This window comes from Methylorubrum sp. POS3 (assembly GCF_043352485.1).
GTDB classification, from domain to species: domain Bacteria; phylum Pseudomonadota; class Alphaproteobacteria; order Rhizobiales; family Beijerinckiaceae; genus Methylobacterium; species Methylobacterium suomiense.
Genome location: NZ_JAPRBT010000001.1, coordinates 3,088,087 through 3,107,585, shown reverse-complemented (window position 1 = coordinate 3,107,585; position 19,499 = coordinate 3,088,087). Strand labels below are relative to the sequence as shown.

The 19,499-nt window shown below is 68.6% G+C and carries 17 protein-coding genes and 1 pseudogene; 5 read left to right on the top strand and 13 right to left on the bottom strand.

The genetic code is table 11. The features are described from left to right. Entirely contained in the window at window positions 1-1,371 is a 1,371-nt protein-coding gene (locus OWC43_RS14405) for a CmpA/NrtA family ABC transporter substrate-binding protein (RefSeq protein ID WP_393957138.1), read from the bottom strand. Between the two features lie 244 nt (window positions 1,372-1,615). Between OWC43_RS14405 and OWC43_RS14400 the strand changes: the two genes are divergently transcribed. Beyond that, a complete protein-coding gene (locus OWC43_RS14400) occupies window positions 1,616-3,442 on the top strand; it encodes a sigma 54-interacting transcriptional regulator (protein ID WP_393958564.1) in 1,827 nt (608 codons plus the stop codon). A 244-nt stretch (window positions 3,443-3,686) separates the two neighbouring features. Here the strand turns inward: OWC43_RS14400 and OWC43_RS14395 are convergent, their stop codons facing one another. From OWC43_RS14395 to OWC43_RS14355, 9 genes are all read right to left on the bottom strand, one after another. Beyond that, on the bottom strand, window positions 3,687-4,619 hold the full coding sequence (locus tag OWC43_RS14395) for a transporter (protein ID WP_393957137.1): 933 nt from the start codon (window positions 4,617-4,619) through the stop codon (window positions 3,687-3,689). 336 nt (window positions 4,620-4,955) lie between these two features. After that, window positions 4,956-6,224, bottom strand: a complete 1,269-nt coding sequence (locus OWC43_RS14390; RefSeq protein WP_393957136.1) for an MSMEG_0569 family flavin-dependent oxidoreductase — start codon at window positions 6,222-6,224, stop codon at window positions 4,956-4,958. Window positions 6,225-6,261: 37 nt separating this feature from the next. After that, window positions 6,262-6,543 carry an MSMEG_0570 family nitrogen starvation response protein gene (locus tag OWC43_RS14385; RefSeq protein WP_137829915.1) on the bottom strand — a complete coding sequence of 94 codons (282 nt, stop codon included), beginning with the start codon at window positions 6,541-6,543 and terminating at the stop codon, window positions 6,262-6,264. Beyond that, the gene (locus OWC43_RS14380; protein WP_393957135.1) at window positions 6,536-7,726 is read right to left on the bottom strand and encodes an MSMEG_0565 family glycosyltransferase; all 1,191 of its coding nucleotides are present in this window, start codon (window positions 7,724-7,726) and stop codon (window positions 6,536-6,538) included. The genes OWC43_RS14385 and OWC43_RS14380 overlap by 8 nt, the downstream gene beginning before the upstream one ends. Next, a complete protein-coding gene (locus OWC43_RS14375) occupies window positions 7,723-8,715 on the bottom strand; it encodes a sll0787 family AIR synthase-like protein (protein ID WP_393957134.1) in 993 nt (330 codons plus the stop codon). The genes OWC43_RS14380 and OWC43_RS14375 overlap by 4 nt, the downstream gene beginning before the upstream one ends. Next, window positions 8,715-9,260: an MSMEG_0567/Sll0786 family nitrogen starvation N-acetyltransferase gene (locus OWC43_RS14370; protein WP_137829912.1), complete on the bottom strand. Its 546-nt coding sequence runs from the start codon at window positions 9,258-9,260 to the stop codon at window positions 8,715-8,717. Before OWC43_RS14370 ends, OWC43_RS14375 begins: the two co-directional genes overlap by 1 nt. Further along, a complete protein-coding gene (locus tag OWC43_RS14365) occupies window positions 9,257-10,357 on the bottom strand; it encodes an MSMEG_0568 family radical SAM protein (protein ID WP_393958563.1) in 1,101 nt (366 codons plus the stop codon). The genes OWC43_RS14370 and OWC43_RS14365 overlap by 4 nt, the downstream gene beginning before the upstream one ends. Next, complete coding sequence (locus tag OWC43_RS14360) at window positions 10,311-11,423, bottom strand: Nit6803 family nitrilase (RefSeq protein WP_393957133.1); 1,113 nt, start codon at window positions 11,421-11,423, stop codon at window positions 10,311-10,313. Before OWC43_RS14360 ends, OWC43_RS14365 begins: the two co-directional genes overlap by 47 nt. Window positions 11,424-11,488: 65 nt before the next feature. Beyond that, complete coding sequence (locus OWC43_RS14355; RefSeq protein WP_012452016.1) at window positions 11,489-11,971, bottom strand: MSMEG_0572/Sll0783 family nitrogen starvation response protein; 483 nt, start codon at window positions 11,969-11,971, stop codon at window positions 11,489-11,491. Window positions 11,972-12,324: 353 nt separating this feature from the next. Here OWC43_RS14355 and OWC43_RS14350 point away from each other — a divergent pair, with 353 nt between their 5' ends. Both OWC43_RS14350 and OWC43_RS14345 read left to right on the top strand, forming a co-directional pair. After that, window positions 12,325-13,764: a PLP-dependent aminotransferase family protein gene (locus OWC43_RS14350; protein WP_393957132.1), complete on the top strand. Its 1,440-nt coding sequence runs from the start codon at window positions 12,325-12,327 to the stop codon at window positions 13,762-13,764. A 207-nt stretch (window positions 13,765-13,971) separates the two neighbouring features. Then, entirely contained in the window at window positions 13,972-14,475 is a 504-nt protein-coding gene (locus tag OWC43_RS14345) for a c-type cytochrome (protein WP_393957131.1), read from the top strand. Between the two features lie 63 nt (window positions 14,476-14,538). On the opposite strand, the gene OWC43_RS14340 is transcribed toward OWC43_RS14345, so the two are convergent. The 3 genes from OWC43_RS14340 to OWC43_RS14330 form a co-directional block, all read right to left on the bottom strand. Then, complete coding sequence (locus tag OWC43_RS14340; RefSeq protein ID WP_393957130.1) at window positions 14,539-14,910, bottom strand: response regulator; 372 nt, start codon at window positions 14,908-14,910, stop codon at window positions 14,539-14,541. Window positions 14,911-15,474: 564 nt separating this feature from the next. Next, window positions 15,475-15,849 (bottom strand): VOC family protein, encoded by a 375-nt coding sequence (locus OWC43_RS14335; protein ID WP_393957129.1) that lies wholly within the window; start codon window positions 15,847-15,849, stop codon window positions 15,475-15,477. 293 nt (window positions 15,850-16,142) lie between these two features. Then, window positions 16,143-17,327, bottom strand: a complete 1,185-nt coding sequence (locus OWC43_RS14330) for an MFS transporter (protein WP_393957128.1) — start codon at window positions 17,325-17,327, stop codon at window positions 16,143-16,145. Window positions 17,328-18,372: 1,045 nt separating this feature from the next. On the opposite strand from OWC43_RS14330, the gene OWC43_RS14325 reads away from it, so the two are divergent. Both OWC43_RS14325 and groEL read left to right on the top strand, forming a co-directional pair. After that, the gene (locus OWC43_RS14325; RefSeq protein WP_393957127.1) at window positions 18,373-18,960 is read left to right on the top strand and encodes a response regulator; all 588 of its coding nucleotides are present in this window, start codon (window positions 18,373-18,375) and stop codon (window positions 18,958-18,960) included. A 58-nt stretch (window positions 18,961-19,018) separates the two neighbouring features. After that, window positions 19,019-19,243: pseudogene (gene groEL, locus OWC43_RS14320) on the top strand (chaperonin GroEL); the annotation flags it as partial. Between the last annotated feature and the right edge of the window lie 256 nt (window positions 19,244-19,499).

Genomic DNA, 19,499 nt, shown 5'->3' with positions numbered 1-19,499 from the left:
TCAGCTGGCCCGCTTGATCTTGAAGGAGTCGAGGTATTCCTTCGGCTTGGACGGATCGAACGTCTTGCCCATCACCGAGAAGGTCTTGCTGGTCGCCTCGGGCGGCGTGAAGCCGTCCTGCTTCATCAGCTTGGCGGCGTCGGTCGCGAGGTAGACCTGCCGCGCCACCGCCGCGTAATCGACCTCGCCCTTGAGCTGACCCCAGCGCTTCATCTGCGTCAGGATCCAGACCGCGAAGGATTGCCAGGGGAAGGCGTCGAAATCGACGCGGTCGGGCACCTTGCGCACCTGCCCCAAGCCATCCGCGAAGGTGCCGGTCAGCACCTGCTCCACGACGGTCAGCGGCTGGTTGAGATAGTTCGCCGGGGCGATCGCGGCGGCGATCTCCTTGCGGTTCTCCTTGTTGGAAGCGTAGGCGGTCGCCTGGATGATCGACCGCAGGAGCGCCGCGTAGGTGTTCGGCGTCTCCTTGATGAAGGTCTCGGACGCCGCGAAGGCGCAGCACGGGTGCCGATCCCAGATCTCCTTCGACAGGATGTGGATGAAGCCGACGCCGTCATAGACCGCGCGCTGGTTCACCGGATCGGGCGCGAGGAAGCCGTCGATGTTGTCGGCGCGCATGTTCGCGACCATCTCGGGCGGCGGCACCGCGCGGATCTGCACATCGGTGTCCGGATCGATGCCGGCTTCCGCCAAGTAGTAGCGCAGCAGGTAATTGTGCATCGAGTAGTCGAAGGGCACGGCGAGCTTGAAGCCCTTCCAGTCCTTCGGGTCGCGCCGGTCCTTGTGCTTCATCGCCAGGGTGATGGCCTGGCCGTTGACGTTCTCCACCGCCGGCATCGTGTAGGGCTGCGGGTTCGAGCCGAGACCGAGCGAGATCGCGATCGGCATCGGCGCCAGCATATGGGCGGCGTCGTATTCCTTGTTCAGGGTCTTGTCGCGGATCACCGCCCAGCCGGCGGTCTTCACCACTTCGACGTTCAGGCCCTGCTTCTCGTAGAAGCCCATGGGCTTGGCCATGATGATCGGCGTGGCGCAAGTGATCGGGATGAAGCCGACCTTCAGGTCGGTCTTCTCCGGCTTCCCCGCCTGCGCGAAGGCTTCGGCGGCGAACTTCGTCGGGAAGAACTGACTGACCGCCGCGAGCGCGGTGGCGGCCCCGACGCTCCTCAGGAACGCGCGCCGCTCGGCATCGTGCGGGAAGAGCGCGCGCATCACCGCGCCCTCGACGGCCCGCTCCAGGGCGGCCTCGCCCTCGGGCGCGGCGGCTTGCTCGGCATCGTGGGCGGCCTGGCTGGCATGGGCGCCGCAGGAGCAGCCGCCGCGGGCGAGACGGCGTTTCGCGTCGAAGGGATTGTCGAACAGGGCCATCAGCGCCTCGCGAAATTCGGGACGCCACCAGATTGGCAAGGGGTGTGCCAAGCGTGAAATTTATACAAAATCGTTATCTGTCAGAGAGTTGTCATGATCGTGCCAAACTACGACATCTCGTGTAAAACGAAGTTTCGTAGCGCAACGACGAGATCTCGTGATGCTTGGAGCGGAGTCGGACGGAGCGGCAAGTCCCGATCTCAGGGCTGATTTCGGGCCCGTCTTCGAAGCAGGGGTCGAGGCGATGCTGGTGCTCGATCCGGCCGCCGACCGGGTCGTCGATGCCAACGATGCCGCGGCCCGTCTGCTCGGCCATACGAGGGAAGCCTTGCGGGACATGGCGGCGAGCGCCCTGCATCCCGGCCAGGTCCCGGCCCTGATCGTGTTCACCCAGGGCGTCCAGGCCAAGGGGCGCTGGTGGACCCATACGCTCACGCCCCGGCATGGGGCGGGCCGCGCCCTCAACGTCGAGGCCGTCGGCACGGTGCTGCCCGGCGGGCTCGTCCTCGTCACCCTGTTCGATCTCGACGAGCGCCGTCAGCGCCAGGTCGACCGCGAGGCCGACCGCCACATGCGCGCCGGCCTCTCGGAATGGCAGCGCATGGAGCGGATCTTTCGCGACATCGAACGGGAGAACCAGCTGATCCTGCGCGCCGCGGGCGAGGGCATCTACGGGGTCAATGCCGAGGGGGTCACGACCTTCCTCAACCCGGCCGCCGAGCGGATGCTGGGCTGGTCCGCCGCCGACCTCGTCGGCCGGGACATGCACGCCTCCGTGCATCACACCCATCCGGACGGCTGCCATTATCCGCACCGGGACTGCCCGATCTACGCGGCCTTCCGCGACGGGGCCGTGCATCAGGTGGACAACGAAGTGTTCTGGCGCCGCGACGGCACCGCCTTCCCGGTCGAGTACACCTCGACGCCGATCCGCGACCGCGGCGCGCTCGTCGGCGCCGTCATCGTCTTTCGCGACATCAGCCAGCGCCGCGAGGCGGACGAGCGCCTGCGCCAGGCGCTCGCCGAGGTCGTGTCCCTGCGCGAGCGCCTCGAACTGGAAAACGCCTATCTGAAGGAGGAAATCCGGGCCGGCAGCCACCATCAGGGCATCATCGGCCGGAGCCCGGCCATCGAGGTGATCCGGCGCCAGATCGATCTCGTGGCCGGCACCGACGCCACGGTGCTGGTCACCGGCGAGTCCGGCACCGGCAAGGAACTGATCGCCCGCGCGATCCACGAGGCGAGCCGCCGCCGCGACCGACCGCTGATCCGGGTGAATTGTGCGGCGGTGCCGCGTGAATTGTTCGAGAGCGAGTTCTTCGGCCATGCCCGCGGCGCCTTCACGGGGGCCCTGCGCGACCGGGTCGGGCGCTTCGAGCTCGCCGATGGCGGCACCCTCTTCCTCGACGAGGTCGGCGAGATCCCCCTCGACCTGCAGGGCAAGCTCCTGCGCGTGCTGCAGGAACGCTCGTTCGAGCGCGTCGGCGAGGAGCGCACCCGCGCGGTCGACGTGCGCCTCGTGGCGGCGACGAACCGCGACCTGAAGGAGGAGGTGCGGCGCGGCCGCTTCCGCGGCGACCTCTACTTCCGCCTCAACGTCTTTCCGATCGGCGCGACCCCCCTGCGCGAGCGGCCGGAGGACATTCCCCTGATCGCCCAGCACATGCTCACCGGCGCCGCGCATCGCCTCGGCGTGCCGGAGCCGCGCCTGACGGAGGGCGATGTCCGCGGTCTCCTCCGCTACGGATGGCCGGGCAATGTGCGCGAGTTGGAGAACGTGATCGAGCGCGGCGTCATCCTGGCCCAACGCGGGCGCCTTCGCCTCGACCTGCCGGAACGGGAGGAGACCGGCCCGAGCGAGGCAGCCGCCGGCGACGGCCTGACGGTCGCCGTTCCCGGACACCGCCCGCGCAACGAGACGGAGCGCCGCGCCCGCGATCGTGCCGAGATCGTCGAGGCCCTGGGCCTCTGCGGCGGCAAGATCTTCGGGCCGGGCGGGGCGGCCGAATTGCTCGGCCTGCGCCCGACGACGCTCGCCTCCCGCATGAAGGCCTACGGGATCAGGAAGTAGGCTTCGAAGAAAGCTGCAGGCCGAACGTCGGACATGTTGCCGATACGTCAAAAAGGCCCCGAGAGCGGCCAGAGAGCGGTTTCGATACGCTCTCGTCGATGGGGAGCGGGACCGGGCGGCGTCGGTGTCGAGACTTGGCCACCCGGTCCCCGTCGAAGCATGATCCTTGGGAAGGAAGTGGCTTCGATCCGAGCCGCATCCCGGCGTCACATCGCGTGAGAAGCCGGAGCGCGGGATTCGTCGATCAGTACTTGCGCATCAGCGCGACCGGCTCGATCGCGGCGGCCTTCGGGGGCGAGTAGAGCGGCGCGACCAAACGGATGAAGCCGTCCGTCGATTCCGTGCCGGGGGTGCGCACGGCGACGTCGCGGGCGACCATGAGTTGCGCGGTGAACGGCCCGAAATCGTAGCCGACCAAGCCGCCGATCGCGAAGCGTCCGGCCCGGCTATAGCCTTGCGCCGTCGCGCGCGCGAAATCCCGACCGCTCAACGGCAGGTCCGTCACGCCGTAGGCCACCGCGCCGATCTCGAACTTGCCGAACTTCCGGGTCGCCGTGAGGTCGAGCAGGAGTGCGTCGGCAAGGTAGAGCGGGCCGATCGCCCGGCCGGCGGCGCCTTCGAACCGGCCCGGCGAATCGTAGAAATTGTGGGTCAGGTTGGCCGTGAGGTTCCAGCCATCGGCGGTGTAGCTGGCCGCGAAACCCTGGCGATAGGTGTTGGAGGAAAATTGCGGCAGGCCCCGGCCGGCATCGAGGTCGTTCAGATGGACCGCCGCGAGATAGCTGACACCGAAGCCCTGGCCGAGATCCCAGGCGAAGATCGACCCTATCAGGGTGCCGACATTGATCGTGAAGTCACGGTTCGGCACCCCGGCCGGGTTGTTGGGAAACCCGAACACGGTCGGCTGTGCGATCAGGGGCTGAATATTGGCGCCCAAGATCTTGTAGCCCGTCGACCAGACCAGGACCGGCACGTTGATCGCCGTGTCGGTCGAGAACCGTGTGTCGTTCCGGCGGTAGATGAACGTGTCGATGGCGTAGATACCCTCCGGCAGCGGAGCACCGACGGCGAGACCGACCTGTTCGCCCGGGATGGTGGTGGCCTGGGCGGTGGCGGCGGTCGCGCTCAGCGTCACGGCGGCGAATCCCGCCGCCGCGGCCGCGTACTTCTTCAGCATCGTCGGACCCTTTCCGGTCTGTGCATCGGCCAGCCGCACGCGTTCGCCGAAGAGGATCGGCGCAACGCAGATACTAGCGTGATGTTATTTCGGATTGTCTTGATTGCATGGAAATACATACAATCTGTATGGATCTCCATCAATGCTTATATTCTGCACCGTTAAATCGAAGAGTCGAGCAGAACTTGCTTGGACTCTGCTTGCAGCAAGTGCTTGTTGCAAGATCGGCACAGGTTTTGTCGGCGCGGCGAACAACGGTGCCGCACCGGCGCGACACGATCCGGATCGGCCCGCCCCGATCCGGCACCGAAGGCCCGACCGGTCTCCGCGTCGGTGTCAGACCGCGAATTTCAGGGCCGGCCGCTCGGCGCCGAGGCGCTTCTGGATTACCTGCACGAGATAGTCGGCGTCGCGCCCGACCGCGCCGAAGCGGCCGGAGCCCCATGTGTTCAGCCAGGGCAGACCGATGAAGGACACGCCGTCCTCGTTCGTGATCCCCCGCTTGTGCTTGGGCTGGCCTGCACCGTTGAACACGGAGGCATCGAGCCAGCGGAAATCGGGCGTGAAGCCGATGCACCAGACGACGCTGGTGATGCCCGACCCTTCGAGCGCGAGGCGGGTGACCGGCTCGCCCGGCTCCCAGACGGGGGCGTAAGGGGCCTGCGCCGGCACCGCGATGCCCATCTCGGCGATGTGCTGGTCGATCGCCGCATTGATGCCGTTGTAGGTCCGGTCGGCTCCGTCGAGCGAGCGCTTGAGAGTGTCGCGGAAGTGCAGGCTACCCTGCCGGTAATCCTCGAGCACGCCGTAGAGCCGCATGCCCTCGGTGGCGAAGCGGCGCAGGTCGATGTCGCGTCCCCCGTCCCGGCCGGTCACGTAATGATTGGTGTTGTCGCGGACGCCGTCGCGAAGCGGATGATCCTCGACCGTCTTCTCGTAATAGCCCATGTCGGCGAGCCACGTGACGACGTCGCGGCCGCGATAGAACCGGGCGCAGCGGGGCGCGTCCCCGACCGCGAGATGCACGCGGCGGCCGGCGAGATGCAGATCCTCGGCAATCTGCGCGCCGGACTGACCCGAGCCCACCACCAGCACCTCGCCCTCCGGCAATTGCGCGGGATTGCGGTACTGGTTCGAATGGATCTGGACGACCGAGCCCGGCAGCCGTTCGGCCATCCGCGGGATGATCGGGCTGTGGTAGCCGCCCGAGGCCACGACGATCTCGTTGGCGATGCAGTCGCCCTCCGACGTGGCGACGTCGAAGAGGCCGTCCGCCCGCCGCGTCACCCGCGTGACCGCGACGCCCTCGCGGATCGGCGGCGCCACCTTGGCCACGAAGGCCGCGAGATAGGCGACGATCTCGTCCTTCTTCATGAAACCGTCCGGATCCGGCCCGTCATAGGGATGGCCCGGCAGGTCGCATTGCCAGTTCGGGGTGACGAGACAGAACGTGTCCCAGCGCTGGGTCGCCCAGGTATGGGCGGCCGTCTCCTTCTCGAAGATCAGATGCGCGATGCCGCGTTGCTTGAGGTGGTAGCTGACCGAGAGGCCGGCTTGCCCACCTCCCACGACGACGACGGGGACATGGCGAGGCGTGGCGGTCATGGCGCTCACTCCGTGATGCGGGAGAAGGGCTTCGGGTTCAGGGCTCGAAGGTCTCGACCGTCACCCGGCCGCCGGGCTCGTGCCGCTTCGCCGTGGCCTCGATCCGGGCAAGTTGATCCAGGGCCGAGGAACAGGCGAAACCGTATTTCTCGCGCACCCGCTCGCTGGCGATGGTGAGGGCCGCGCGGGTCTTCTCGACGAAATCGTCGAGGGAATAGCTCTCTCCCGGCGCGAGGAAATCCTTCACCACGAGGGAGGGCGAGTAGCAGGCCTCCCGCCGGCCGTCGGGCCAGCGGACGTGGAAGCGCATCTCAGGCATGGATCGGCTCCTGTCGGGGGCGGGCACAGGCCGCGTAGGCGGGCAGGTGGCGCTCGGCGCAGGCGCGCCAGGAATGCGCGGCGGCCCGCGCGAGGCCGGCGGCCCGCAATCGGCTGCGTCGGTCCGGCATCGTCACCGCGTCCATCGCGTCGGCGATGCCGCCGGACTCGGCCGGATCGACGAAAAGGGCGTCGCAGGGGGCGAGATACTCGGTGAAGGGCGCGAGCCGGGAGACGATCACGGGCGTGCCGCTGGCCATCGCTTCCAGCACGCAGAGACCGAAACCTTCCTTCCACGAGGGGAAGGCGAGCATGTCGGCGATCCGATAGAGCCCCGGCATGTCGCCCTGCGGGACGGGTCCCGTCTCGATCACGGCGGCACCGGGCCCGAGCGCGAGCCCGGCGGCGGCCAGGGCCGCGCGACAACGGGCGCGGTAGGGCGCGTGATCGAGCAGGGAGGCCCCGCCCGCGACCACGAGCTGGGCCGCCGGGTGGCGCTCCCGGAAGCGCGCGAAGGCCGCGATGATGCCGGCCGTGTTCTTGCGCTCTTCGAACCCGCCGACGGCGAGGACGATCGGCCCCGGACCGAGGCCCCAGCGCTCCCGGATGCCCGGATCCGTCCGTGCCGGCTCGGGGCGGTACACCGACAGATCCACGCCGTTCCCGACGATGTCGGCCTCGGTGCCGAGGTCGTCCCGGATCCAGTCGGCCCAGACCCGGCTGACGCAGAGCAGGCGCTTGGCCTCGCGGATCGACCGATCCTGCCATTCCGCGAGCAGCGGGTCGGCGAAGCTGTCGACGTGGTGGACCGTGCGGACGAAGCCGGGAATCAGGCGCCGGTGCCTGAGGGTCGCGAGCGCGTTGCCGCCGATCCCGTCATGGGCGTGGAAGACATCGAAGTCGCAGGCCGCCGGCGACGCGAAGTGACGGAGATAATCGTTGATGCGGGCCTGCACGCGCTCGGCCGTCGTACCGGCGGCCGCCTTGTCGGCCATGGTCCTGGCGGCGACCGGGACCGTCGGACAGGCGGCGGACCGGAAGAAGCCGTTTCCGTCGGGATCCGGCGCGTGAACCACCGCCTCGTGCCCGAGCGCGCACAGGGCCTCGGCCAGCGCGAGGCAATGCGCGACGCCCCCGCGCGGGTTGGTCGAGTGGGTCAGGATGGCGATGCGCAGCGGCCTCATGCGTCGGGCCCGGCGTCGCGTCCGCAGCCGATGAGCGGCCCGGCGGCGAAATCCCAGACCACGGCTTCCTCGCCCGCGGCACTGCGGACCCGGGCGACACGGCTCGCATCGAGGCGTCCGATCGGCGCGCTGGCGATGCCGCGCTCGGCGAAGCGGGCGAGCACGGCCGGCGTGCGGTCCGGGCGCACGCTGAGCAGGAAGCCGAAGCTCGGGAAGGCGGACAGCCAGCGGGCGAGCGGCACGGGCGCGGGGCGCGGGATCGCGGCGAGATCGATCACGCCGCCCACCTGCGAACATTCGAGCAGCATCAGCGCCGTGCCGACGACGCCCGCCATGCTGATGTCCTTAGCCGCCGCCGCCAAGCCGTCCTCGGCGATTCCCGGAAGCAGGGAGAGGTCGCCGCGCAGGCGCTCGCCCGGTGCGCCGGTCGAGGCGTCCCAATAGGGATGCGGCTCGCGGAAGCGTCCGCGCAGGTCGATCGCCGCGATGAGATCGTCGCCGGGTGCCGCGTCGAAGCTCGTCAGGAGGCGCCCACCGGCCCGGCCGAGCACGGCCACCGCCAGGGCGCCGGAGGTCGCGCGGGTATTGGTGTGGCCGCCCACGACCGGAACGCCGTAGAGCGCCGCCGCGTCGGACAATCCGGCCAGGATCGGATCCGTCGCCGCGGCGTCGCGGCTCCAGAGGGCATCGACCACGGCGAGCGGGCGACCGCCCATGGCGGCGACGTCGCTGAGATTGACCATGATGCCGCAATAGCCGGCAAAGTAGGGATCGGCGGCGACGAAGCCGTCGAGGAAGCCCTCGATGGCGAAGAGCAGGTGCCCGTCGCCGTCCGGAATCGCGGCGCAATCGTCGCCGACCGGGATCGCGTCGTGTCGGCTGCCCAGGCCGAGCCGCGTGATCACGGCGTCGATGTCCCGCTTATGGGCGACCCCGCGCGCCTCGCGGATCTGACGGGCCAGCGCCGGAAGATCGAGGGCCACCGTCATCACGCGGCCTTGCGGAAGGTGATGAGCCCCCGCTCGGGATCGTGCATCGGCGGATAGGCCGCAAGATCCGCCTGCATCCGATGATGGGGCCGGCCGTGGAGGTCCACCGTCCCGAGGCTCGCCCAATGCAGGGCCTCGAACAGCGGCACGTTCCGCTCCTGAACATGGGCAAGGAAGCGCGTGCATCCGCGGGCATGGGCCGAGGCGACGGCGACCTGGATGAGCCCGGCCCCGAGCGCGGCGGTGCCCCGGAAGGCCGGGGCGACCGCGAGGCGCGAACCCCACCACTCTCCGGGGCGCTCCGGAACCTCGTGGATGCGCACCGTGCCGACCACGGCGTCGACGTCGCCGCCCAACGTCGAGAGGGCGCAGATCGGGATGGCCCGCGCGTCGATGGCGTCCCGGTCGTCGCCTTCGAACAGGCCCTGCTCCGTGCAGAAGACCTGCCGGCGCAGGGCCGCGCAGGCGCGCCGCTCCCAGGGGGCGACCGCGAATTTCACCCGGAAATGGTTCGGGCGGTAGGGCGGAACGGGTTCGAGGATCATGCCGCCCCCGTGCGCTCGTAGGCCGAGAGCGCCGAGCAGGCACCGCAGCGCCCGCACCCCGCCTTGATGTCGCCCGAGCGCAGGCCGGCGCGTGCCAGCATGTCCGCGAGCGGCTGCAGGATGGCGTGCATGAAGTCCGGCGCGGGCGCCGGATGGCTCTCCAGCGGCGTGCCGGAGATCGGCACGAAGGGCACGACGAAGGGGTAGACCCCCATCGCGATCAGGCGCTCGGCCATCGCCAGGATGGCCTCGGGCGCATCGCCGAGGCCTGCCAGGATGTAGGTCGAGACCTGGCCGCGCCCGAAGACCGGCACCGCCGCCTCGAAGGCCGCCGCGTACCGCTCCAGCGGCACGCTCGCCTTGCCGGGCATGATCCGGGCACGCACCTCCGGGGTGACGGCCTCGAGATGCATCCCGAGGGCATCGATGCCCGACGCCTTCATCCGCTCGAACCAGCGGTCGTCGTCAGGGGGCTCGCACTGGGCCTGGATCGGCAGATCGACCGCCGCCTTAACGGAGAAGGCGCTCTCGCACAGCAGGGCGGCGCCCCGGTCGGTCGCGTTCGGGGTTCCGGTGGTCATCACCATGTGTTTCACGCCGTCGAGCAGCACCGCGGCGCGGGCGACTTCGGCCAGTTGCTCCGGCGTCTTGCGCGCGATGGTGCGGCCGGCGGCCAGCGATTGGCCGATGGAGCAGAACTGGCAGGTCTTGGTGCGGCTTTGATAGCGGATGCAGGTCTGGAGCACCGTCGTGGCGAGCACGTCGCGCCCGTGCAGCACCGCGATCTTCGAATAGGGCACGCCGTCGAAGGTCGAGAGGGCGTAGAAGCGGGGCTTGCCGGGAAAGGTGGCGCGCCCGATCACCACGCCCTCATGCTCGATGATCGCGACGCCGTCCGCATCGGGACGGCGCACGAGGAAGGGCGACTCGAAGGCGGTCTCGGTATGGACCGGCACCATCACGGTTCGCCCCGCGATGGTCATGGCCTTGTGGTCGGAGGGCCCCGCGCCGCCGCGGCGGCTCGGCGCCCCGGCACGGGTGTCGGCGAGCCTAACGCCGTAGGATTGCAACGCGTTGATCAGCCGCTCCGTCGGCATCCCGACCAAGCCCGCCGCTACCGCCGGCAGCGAGGGAGGGCTCATCGGAAGCGGAGTGCTGCTCATGGTCGAGGCTCCGGGAAGGGGGCGGGGAAGGGGGCTGGGCAGAGGTCTGGGCAGGAGTCTGAGAACGGATCGGGCCGTGCACGAACGGGGCCGGACGGTCGTCGTGGACCAGGCTGAGGAGTTCGGGCCGGGCGTAATGGCCGACGGCGTCCATCATCCGCTTGCGCTTGGTCACGAGGGCGAGGTCCATGTCGGCGATCAGGAGGCCCTCGCCGGGGCCCAGAGGATCGGCGAGATGCTTGCCTTCCGGCGAGACGATGGCGGTGCAATTGCCGCCGCGGCAGGCGCCGCGCAGGCGCTCGTCGGGACAGACCTGCGCCACCTGCGCGTCGGTGAGCCAGCCGGTGGCGTTGACCACGAAGCAGGCCGCCTCCAGGGCGTGGTGGCGGATCGTCACCTCCATCTGGTCGGCGAAGATCTGGCCGACGAGCGAGCCGGGGAACTGCGCCGCGTGGATCTCCTCGTGGCGGGCCATGAGGGCGTAGCGGGCGAGCGGGTTGTAGTGCTCCCAGCAGGCCAGCGCCCCGACGCGGCCCACCGCCGTCTCCACTACGGCGAGGCCGGCGCCGTCGCCCTGCCCCCAGATCATGCGTTCATGATAGGTCGGCGTGATCTTGCGGCGCTTGAGCTTCAGCGCGCCGTCCGCGTCGAAGATCAGCTGGGCGTTGTAGAGCGATCCATGGTCGCGCTCGTTCACGCCGAGCACGATGACGGCGCCGTGGCGGCGCGCCGCCGCCGAGACCGCCTGCGTCACCGGCCCCGGGACCGCGACCGCGCGCTCGTAGAGCTTGAGATGCTCCGCCCCCTGTTGAGCCGGCGGCAGGACGAAGGAGAAGTAGGGATAGTAGGGCACGAAGGTCTCGGGGAAGACCATGAACCGCGCGCCCTTGGCCGCGGCCTCGTCGATGGCGTTCAGCACCCGCTCCAGGGTGCCGTCCGGCCGGTCGAGATCGGGGGCGATCTGGACGGCGGCGGCCCGCACGATCCGGCTCTCTGACATGGATGAACCTCCGGCTTGAGACGGCGGCCGGGCCGTGCGCGGCCGCCGGAAGCATTGCGGGTTCCTCAGACCGTCCAGGTGTCGATGATCACCGCGTTGTCGCGCTTGTGCAGGAGGATGCAGTCGAGGACGTCGAGGGGGTTGATCATGCGGATCCCCTCGATGAAGGCCGCCTCGCCGTGGCCGTACAGGGCTTGGGTCGAGAACCGGCAGGCATAGACCTTGCCGCCCTCGGCCATGAACTTCTCCAGTTGGTTGTTGAAGTTCAGGTGGCCCGGAAATGCCTCGTCGCCGAGCCGCGGGAAGCCGCGCTGGACGCCGAGCGTGATGCCGGGGCCGTAAAGTAGGATCGAGGTGTCGAAGCCCTTGCGCTGCAGACGGGTGGCCTGAAGCAGGTTCACGAGGCCGATCGAGCCCTCGAACGCCACCGTGTGGAAGGTGACGAGCGCCTTCTGCCCCGGCTCGGCCTTCACGTCCTCGAAGACCTTCTCCTCGTAATCGACCAGGAAGTCGCCCTTCTTGTGGGGTTCGCGGTTCACGGCAGGCATGGCTCTCGCTCCTTGGAGGACGGACCGCGGCACGGGGACCTGCCGGCGATCGCGGGTCGATCGTGGCAAGCGATGTGCCATTCCCCGCCGATCAATGCGCCGATCAATCTCTTCGAATAGAATACATACAAATATACGATCAATTCGCATCACTCTTGCGATGTCGATCATTCGCAGGCGCATGGTTACATCGGCGCCGGATGCGCAAATGAGCGCCATCGGATGCCCGATGCGGTGGCGAAGATTATTGGAATTGTATGGATTTCGTCCGGGAATCCCAGGAATTACGGTGCGGTACGCCATTTGCAGACCATACAATCGGACATTGATCGTATGGTGATGGTGCGGATCGCATGGGGTCGATGGATCGAGACCTGCGCGGGGATGGTCGGAGCGGCGGGCCGGGGGGCTGGGCGCCCGACCTGAAGCGCTGGGGCAAGCCCCATTACCGCGCGATCGCCGAAGCGCTGTCGGACGACATCCGGACGGGCCGCCTGACGCCGGGCACGCGCCTGCCGACGCAGCGCGCCCTGGCCGAGGCGCTCGGGCTGAACTTCACGACGGTGTCCCGCGGCTATGTCGAGGCGCACAAGCGCGGCCTGATCGAGGGGCGCGTCGGCCAGGGCACCTTCGTGGTCGATCCGGCCCGGACGGCGCGTTCGGGCGGTGTCGAGGGCGCGGCCCGGACCGGGCCGGTCGACTTCACCATGAACCTGCCGCCCGAGCCGGATGCCCCGGCCCTGCAGGCCACCATGCAGGCCTCGTTCGCGGAATTGTCGGGACACCTCAACAACCTGCTGCGCTACCAGGGCTTCGGCGGAACGGACGAGGACAAGGCGGCGGCGTTGCACTGGCTGAGCGGCCGAGGGATCGCCGCGCCGCGGGAGCGCCTGCTGATCTGCCCCGGCGCCCACAGCGCGCTGTCCAGCGTACTCGGGCAGGTCGCCCGGGCCGGCGACACCATCTGCGCCGAACGCATCACCTATCCGGGCATCCGGGCCCTGGCGGCGCATCTCGGCCTGCGCCTCGTCGGCCTGCCCATGGACCGGCACGGGGTCGATCCCGATGCGTTCGCCGCCGCCTGCACCAAGGTCGCGCCGAAGGCCATCTACCTCAATCCGCTGCTGCAGAACCCCACCACCGCGACCCTGCCCCGGACGCGGCGCGAGGCCATCATCGCGGTGGCGCGGCGCTACGCCGTCAGCATCATCGAGGACGACGCCTACGCGCGCATCTGCCCGACGCCGCCACCGAGCTTCGCCGAACTGGCGCCGGAGATCACCTACTACGTCGCCGGTCTGGCGAAGTGCCTCGGCGCCGGCCTTCGCCTCGCCTTCCTGGTCGCCCCGAGTCCCCGATCGGCCCTGCCCCTCGGCGGCGCGCTGCGAGCCGCGACCGTCATGGCCTCCCCGATCTCGACCGCCTTGGCGACGCGCTGGATCATGGACGGCACGGCGGAGGCCATCGTGCGGTTCGTCCGCGAGGAATCGAGCGCGCGCCAGCGCATCGCCGCCGCGCTGCTCCCGGCCGGGAGCTACACCGCCGACCCGCACGGCTTCCATGCCTGGATCACATTGCCCGAGGGGTGGACCCGGTCGGCCTTCGCCAGCCAGGGGCGATCGGCCGGCCTCGGCGTCGTCGGCAGCGACCCCTTCTGTGTGGCCGGGACCCCGCCGGAGGCGGTGCGCCTCTGCCTCGGCGGTCCCTCGACCCGGCAGCAGATCACGCATGGCCTGGAAGTGCTGGCCCACGCCCTCGAAGGCTCGCCGGCGCTCGCCTCGACCTATATCTGAACTGTCGCCGAGAGCATCGTGTCGGATATCGGATCCGGCACGATGCTCTCGGTTATTGTGGCGCATCGGCTTTTTCCGAAAGCCGGCTCCCACCTTTCGGGCCGATGCTTTAGGTCGAAAGAAGCGTTGGCCCGCTTCACGCCATGCCCGAAAGGGACGGGCGATGCGCCGGTGCAAACAGACGCTGGCCGCCGAGCCAGGATGTCCATGCAGATCGCTTCATCGGTGCCACGCCGGTCCCCTCGGCCCTCACGCGCTGGGCTGTTCGCGCTCACCCTCCTCGTCGCGGCCTGCTCCGACGACGCCCCGGAGCGTCGCCGTGCCCTGGGCGAGAACCCGAGCTTCGGCGACGCCATACGGGTTGCCGACGCGGAGCGAGGCGGACGCCTGTTCCGCGCCTGCGCAGCGTGCCACACGATCGGGATGGGTGCCGGCGACCGCAACGGCCCGGGCCTCTACGGCGTGATGGGCAAGCCCGTCGCCGGGAACAGCCGGCGCTTCGCCTATACCGGGGCGCTCCGATCCCTCGGAGGCGTTTGGACGCCGGACCGAATGGACCGCTGGCTTGCCGCCCCGGCCAAGATGGCACCGGGCACGAGCATGACCTTTCGTGGGGTCGCCGATCCCCTCGACCGGGCGGACATCATCGCGTTTCTCCAAGCGCAGAGCGTCGTCGGAGCCGGCGCCGCAGCGTCCCCGCCCCGGCCCTGATCCTCGCGCGTCAGGCGTTCTCGCAGACAGGCGCACCGACTTCGCGCCGGGCGAGGCGGAAGGTCATGCGGTGCACAGGCGCGCAGCGGTGCGAACGAGCTGGCGAAAGTCCGCCGGTTTGCGCAACCGCTCGACATGGTCGAAGCGCGCCGGGATCTCCTCGTCATCGTACCCTGTCACGAACACGAACGGCACGTTCGCGTCCTGCAGCGCCTCCGAGATCCGGTAACCGATGCCGTGGCCGAGATTGATGTCGACCAGGGCGCAACTTGGTCGCTCGGTCTCCAGCAAGGTCAGCGCCAAGTCTTCGTGCCCAACCGGGCCGATCACCTGCCCACCCGCTTCGCGCAAGGCCCGCTCGGTGTCCGAAGCGATGAAGTAATCGTCCTCGACCACCAGCACCGTACACCCGCTGAGATCTTCTTCTCCCGGCATGTCCAACGAGCCTCCTGCCATCGCTGCGCTGAGCGCATCGTGTCAGCTCGCAAGATACGGTCGCCGCGCCGCAACGGAAACTCCCATGCGCAGCACACCCCGTCCGGCTTGACGGCAACCCTGGCCGGGTCCGTCCCATCTCGTCAGGAATCCTCCGTTGGGCGGGCCTCTCGCGCTCGGTGGATGCCGGGCCGCGGACCGAGCCGCAGAGGGCCGCGGCCTTGATGACGGTCGGCCGAGAGAGCCGCTGCACGGCGTCGCTGCGCTTGATCGGAAAGCCCGGCCGCTCGTCGCTGTCCGACGAACCCGTTGCACCACGATGGCCTGCACGGCCCTCATAACGGCGTTGCATTCGTCGTGGCGGGGGAAATGTCCGTATCGAAGATTTGGATAGCCGACTTCATGCTCGGGCTCGCGCCGGCCCTTTGCAGAGAGCGCGACCCGGATCGCCTACCGCCGTGAGGGGAACGGTCCATCGCACGGCTGTAGAGGTCGAACTACGGCGCCCTCCCCGATCAGCCCGTCACGGTTGGCCCGTGCGCCTGCGGCGATGGGCGAGCCCCGTCACCGCGTCGGCGGCGTCCGTGCCGTCAGCTTGTTTCCATCGGGGTCGCGCAGATAGGCGACGAATGCCCCGTTCGGGCGCTCCGTGGGCGGGCTCTCGATGGCGATGCCCCCGTGCCGGATGCCGGCCTCATGCCAAGCCAGGACATGGTCGCGGCTCGCGGCGGCGATACCGATCGTCCCGCCATTGGCCGCGGTCGCCGGCTTGCCGTCGATCGGTGTCGTGATCATCAGGCGGCCGCCCTCATGGGCGTAGATCAGCCGACCCCTGGCATCTCTCTCGCCGGGCTTGCCCCCCAGCGCGGCGAAGGTCGCGTCATAGAAGTTCCGGGCGCGCTCCAAGTCGTTGCTGCCGATCATGACGTGGGTGAACATGCATCCGCTCCCGAAAAGGGAAGCCTGGGATAACCCGCGCCGCCCGCGGAGACGAGCGGTGCGCCGCCCGATGCAGGGGGCCATGGCAAGGGATCGACGCTCGGCGGCATCGCCCCGCTCAAGGCCCGGGTTCGATGAAGCCGTGCGGCCCATGTCGTGGGAGAGAGGAGCCGTCCGTCTTCACTGGCCGGCGCCGACGACTCCCTGCGGGCTTGCGAGTGAGGACGGCATCCTTGGGGAAACCTCAGGCCTTTCCGTAGTGAGGCCTTGCCGGCATGCCGGCCGCCTCCGGCTCACCGACGCGTGACGGGGCGCTTCGGCAGCGCAACGGCACACAGGATCTGAAGCACCGCCAGGATCGCGAAGACGAACCAGAACGGCAGGGCCGGATCGTATTCGTAGAGCGAGGTCGTCAGGGCCGGCGCGATGATCGCGCCCCCACCCTGCACGGCCGAGACGAGGCCCGCGACCGAGCCCTGCAGGGTGCCCGGCACCGCCAGGGAGGCCCCCGACATGAAGCCCGGCAGGAGCAAGCCCGCTCCGACCCCGATCAGGGCGAAAGCGACATAGTAGCTCCACAGCGACATCGTCATGAGCAGGATCAGGATGCCGGCGGCGAAGACGGGGATGCCAACCGTCACCATGCGGCCCGCCTGCCATCGCAGCAGCTTGACCTGAACGACTTGAACCAGCAGCAGGACGAGGCCGGTGATGGTGAGCGCCATGGCGAGCGTCCTGCCGGTCTCCAGCGCCGACAATCCCAACCGATCCTGCAGGTAGAAGCCCGCGTTGATCTGCAGCGTGACGATCACCGTCATGGCACCGAGGCCCACGAGCAGCCAGGGCCATAAATTGGGGTGCCAGGGCCGCAGCGGCTCCTGCGCGCCCATCGGCTTCGGCCGCGTGCTCCGGAGCACCAGGAGCATGGCGCCGAGGCCCATGAGCGGCAGCATTGTGGCGGCATAGAGCGGCCAAAGCAGGCCTCCGAGCAGCAGCACACCGCCGATTGCAGGGCCGAGGATCAGCGCCATGCCGTTGGCCGCGCTCACCAGCGCCATCCCCGCACTGCGACCGGCCTCGTCGGTGACATCCGCCATGTAGGCCTGCGACGCGGTCGGTACGGCCGGAATGAACACGCCGATCAGGGCTCGGCCGAGGATCAGGGCCGCGAGCAATGTGGTCCCGGCCAAGGCGCCGGCGAGACCGAGCATGACGCAGGCCGTGTAGGCCGCATAGCTCGCTGCGAGACCGGCAAATCCGGCGAGGATCACCGGCCGGCGGCCGATCTTGTCGCTCAGGCGGCCCCAACGCGCACTCGCCAGGACCATGGTGGCGGCACCGATCGAGATCATCCAGCCGCCCTGGCTCTCCGACAGCCCCAATTGGCGGACCAGCGGCGAGACAATCGGCAGGATTACCATCATGCCGAGATAGCAGATGAAAATCCCGAGGAAGAGGATCGGTTTCGCACGCCGCATCGCGAACGCCTCCGCAGGCGAAGGCGAAGGCGAATGGTCGGCGTCCCGAACGAATGTCGAAGATGAAGCCGTTTCAGCCATGGAACCCCTTCGAGAACATTCTACGAATGGCAGAGCCGCCGCATCCGGTGGAGCGGATGACCGCGCCGATGGACGCTGCCGGTGGCCCGCCGGGCCTCCGACCCGTGGAAAGCTCAGGCGGTGACGCTGTGAGGCCGGGCCTTGCAGTCGCGCGATGCGACCCGGCGATCGATGGTCGGATCGCCGGAACGGAACCCGTGGCCGCCGACGATGCCCCCGCACCAGGGCGATTTCCGTCGGCACGAGCGTTACGCCGCGGCATGCATCGGCTTGCGGAGCGGATCACCACGCTCATTGCGCGAGCGCGTCCATAGCCGAGCGCTGGCGGACGATTGCCTGCACCGCGATGTCGGATCATCGAGTGTCGGTCCCTGCAGCGGCGGGATCGCCGCCATCGATAGCGGTGGGCTCCACGCAAGGGCTCCGCCCAATTTGATCGAAGCCACGGCGGAGAAGCGCCGCATCAACCTTTATACTGGTTGATCAGACTATCTTCCAAAATCATACGACTCGTCAAATGTCATGCTGCAATCATCAAAAACAAATTTGAATTATTCAATTACATTGATCGGCGCATCCTTACTGCTGATGTGTGGCGGCAGCATCGAACACTGCGTGTCGCACAGCAGCCCTCGACGTCGGCAACTGGGCCAGCCGGGACGGCGAAGAAGGCATCTCGCATCGGTCGGCCCTCTCGCGCTCAAGAAGACAGCTTGAGAAAAAGATCGGTCTTCGCCCGCGCTCGTGAACGGATCTCCATTGATGGGACGATGTTGTTGCCGACAACATTCGCCCGGTGCGCACATGGCCCGAACAGATTCGGGGCATCCGCGCCCTGATACGGATTTCTTCTCAGCTTGGCCGAAACTAGATCCTTTCGACTACGTTCAAAACACAAGCGACTCACATGGATTAACCGAGAACCTGAGCCGTAATGTTGCGCGCTCTCAGGCAGGGAGGAGCTATGCGTCGAGCCGATCAGATTCCTCAGCTCAGCAGCCCTGGGCCTGCCCGCTTCACCGTTCACGGCGTCGCCGACGGGTTGGCGGACAGCTATGCCGGCCTCATCGACGCCGATCTTCCCGACGACATCGCCTCGCTCGTGCTCCTGCTTCACCAGCGCGACGCGGTCAGCCGGAAGCGGCAGGGCGACGGCACGGTGTCGTCCTTGCCATCGAAGCTCGTCCTCGTGGTCGAAGATGATCCGACGGTGCGAGAGCTGACGGTGGCGATGCTGGAGGAAACCGTTCTCGACGTCCTCGCTTGCGCCTCGGCGGAGGAGGCGATCGCGATCATGCGCCAGCATGCGGACGAGATCGCCATGCTGTTCACCGATATCCAGTTGGCCGGTGCCCTAGACGGCATCGACCTCGCGAGTCTCACCGACGCCTCGTGGCCGAACGTTCATCTCGTCGTCACCTCCGGCGGCATGGGCCATCGGATCGCCGAACTGCCTGACCGGGCTGTCTTTCTGGGCAAACCTTGGCGCGCGCTCGATGTCTTCCGGCAAGTCGATCGAGCGGTGCGAGCGCCGGCTTTGGCCGACCGGTAACGACCCATCCGGCGGCGCCGCGCAAGATGCCGGAAATGCTTTCGGCCATTCGTCATAGGGCTCGATCGTGGTGTCCAGGGTGCTCGGAAATCCATCCGAGCCCTCTGGTTTAGACGCGCAGACCGAGACACATGGCGACCTCGTCGAGGCCGGCATCGTCGATCCCGCCAAGGTGGTGCGCACCGCGCTCCAGGATGCTACCTCGGTCGCGGGCCTGCTCGTGATGACGGAGGCACTGGTGGCCGACCGGCCGAAGGAGAAGGCCCCGCTGGCGCTGCCCGCAGCCCCAACTTCTGACCCCGCGCTCGCCGGGCGGCCGATCCGTCACCCGGCAAGCTTGGCGGCATCTTTGTCGCTCGGAGTACTCCCGCCATGCGAGCAATTCCGATCGCAACTCTGGGAGCGCTGCGGGCTTGAGGTTCAGGCCCAGCAGGCGGGTCCAGGCCGGAGCGTCTGCCACGCGCGCAAGAGCCGGGCGCTTGGCGCCGATAGGGAGCTGAGGCACGATCCCTGAGAAATCGGTGGCTCTGCAGGCGTGA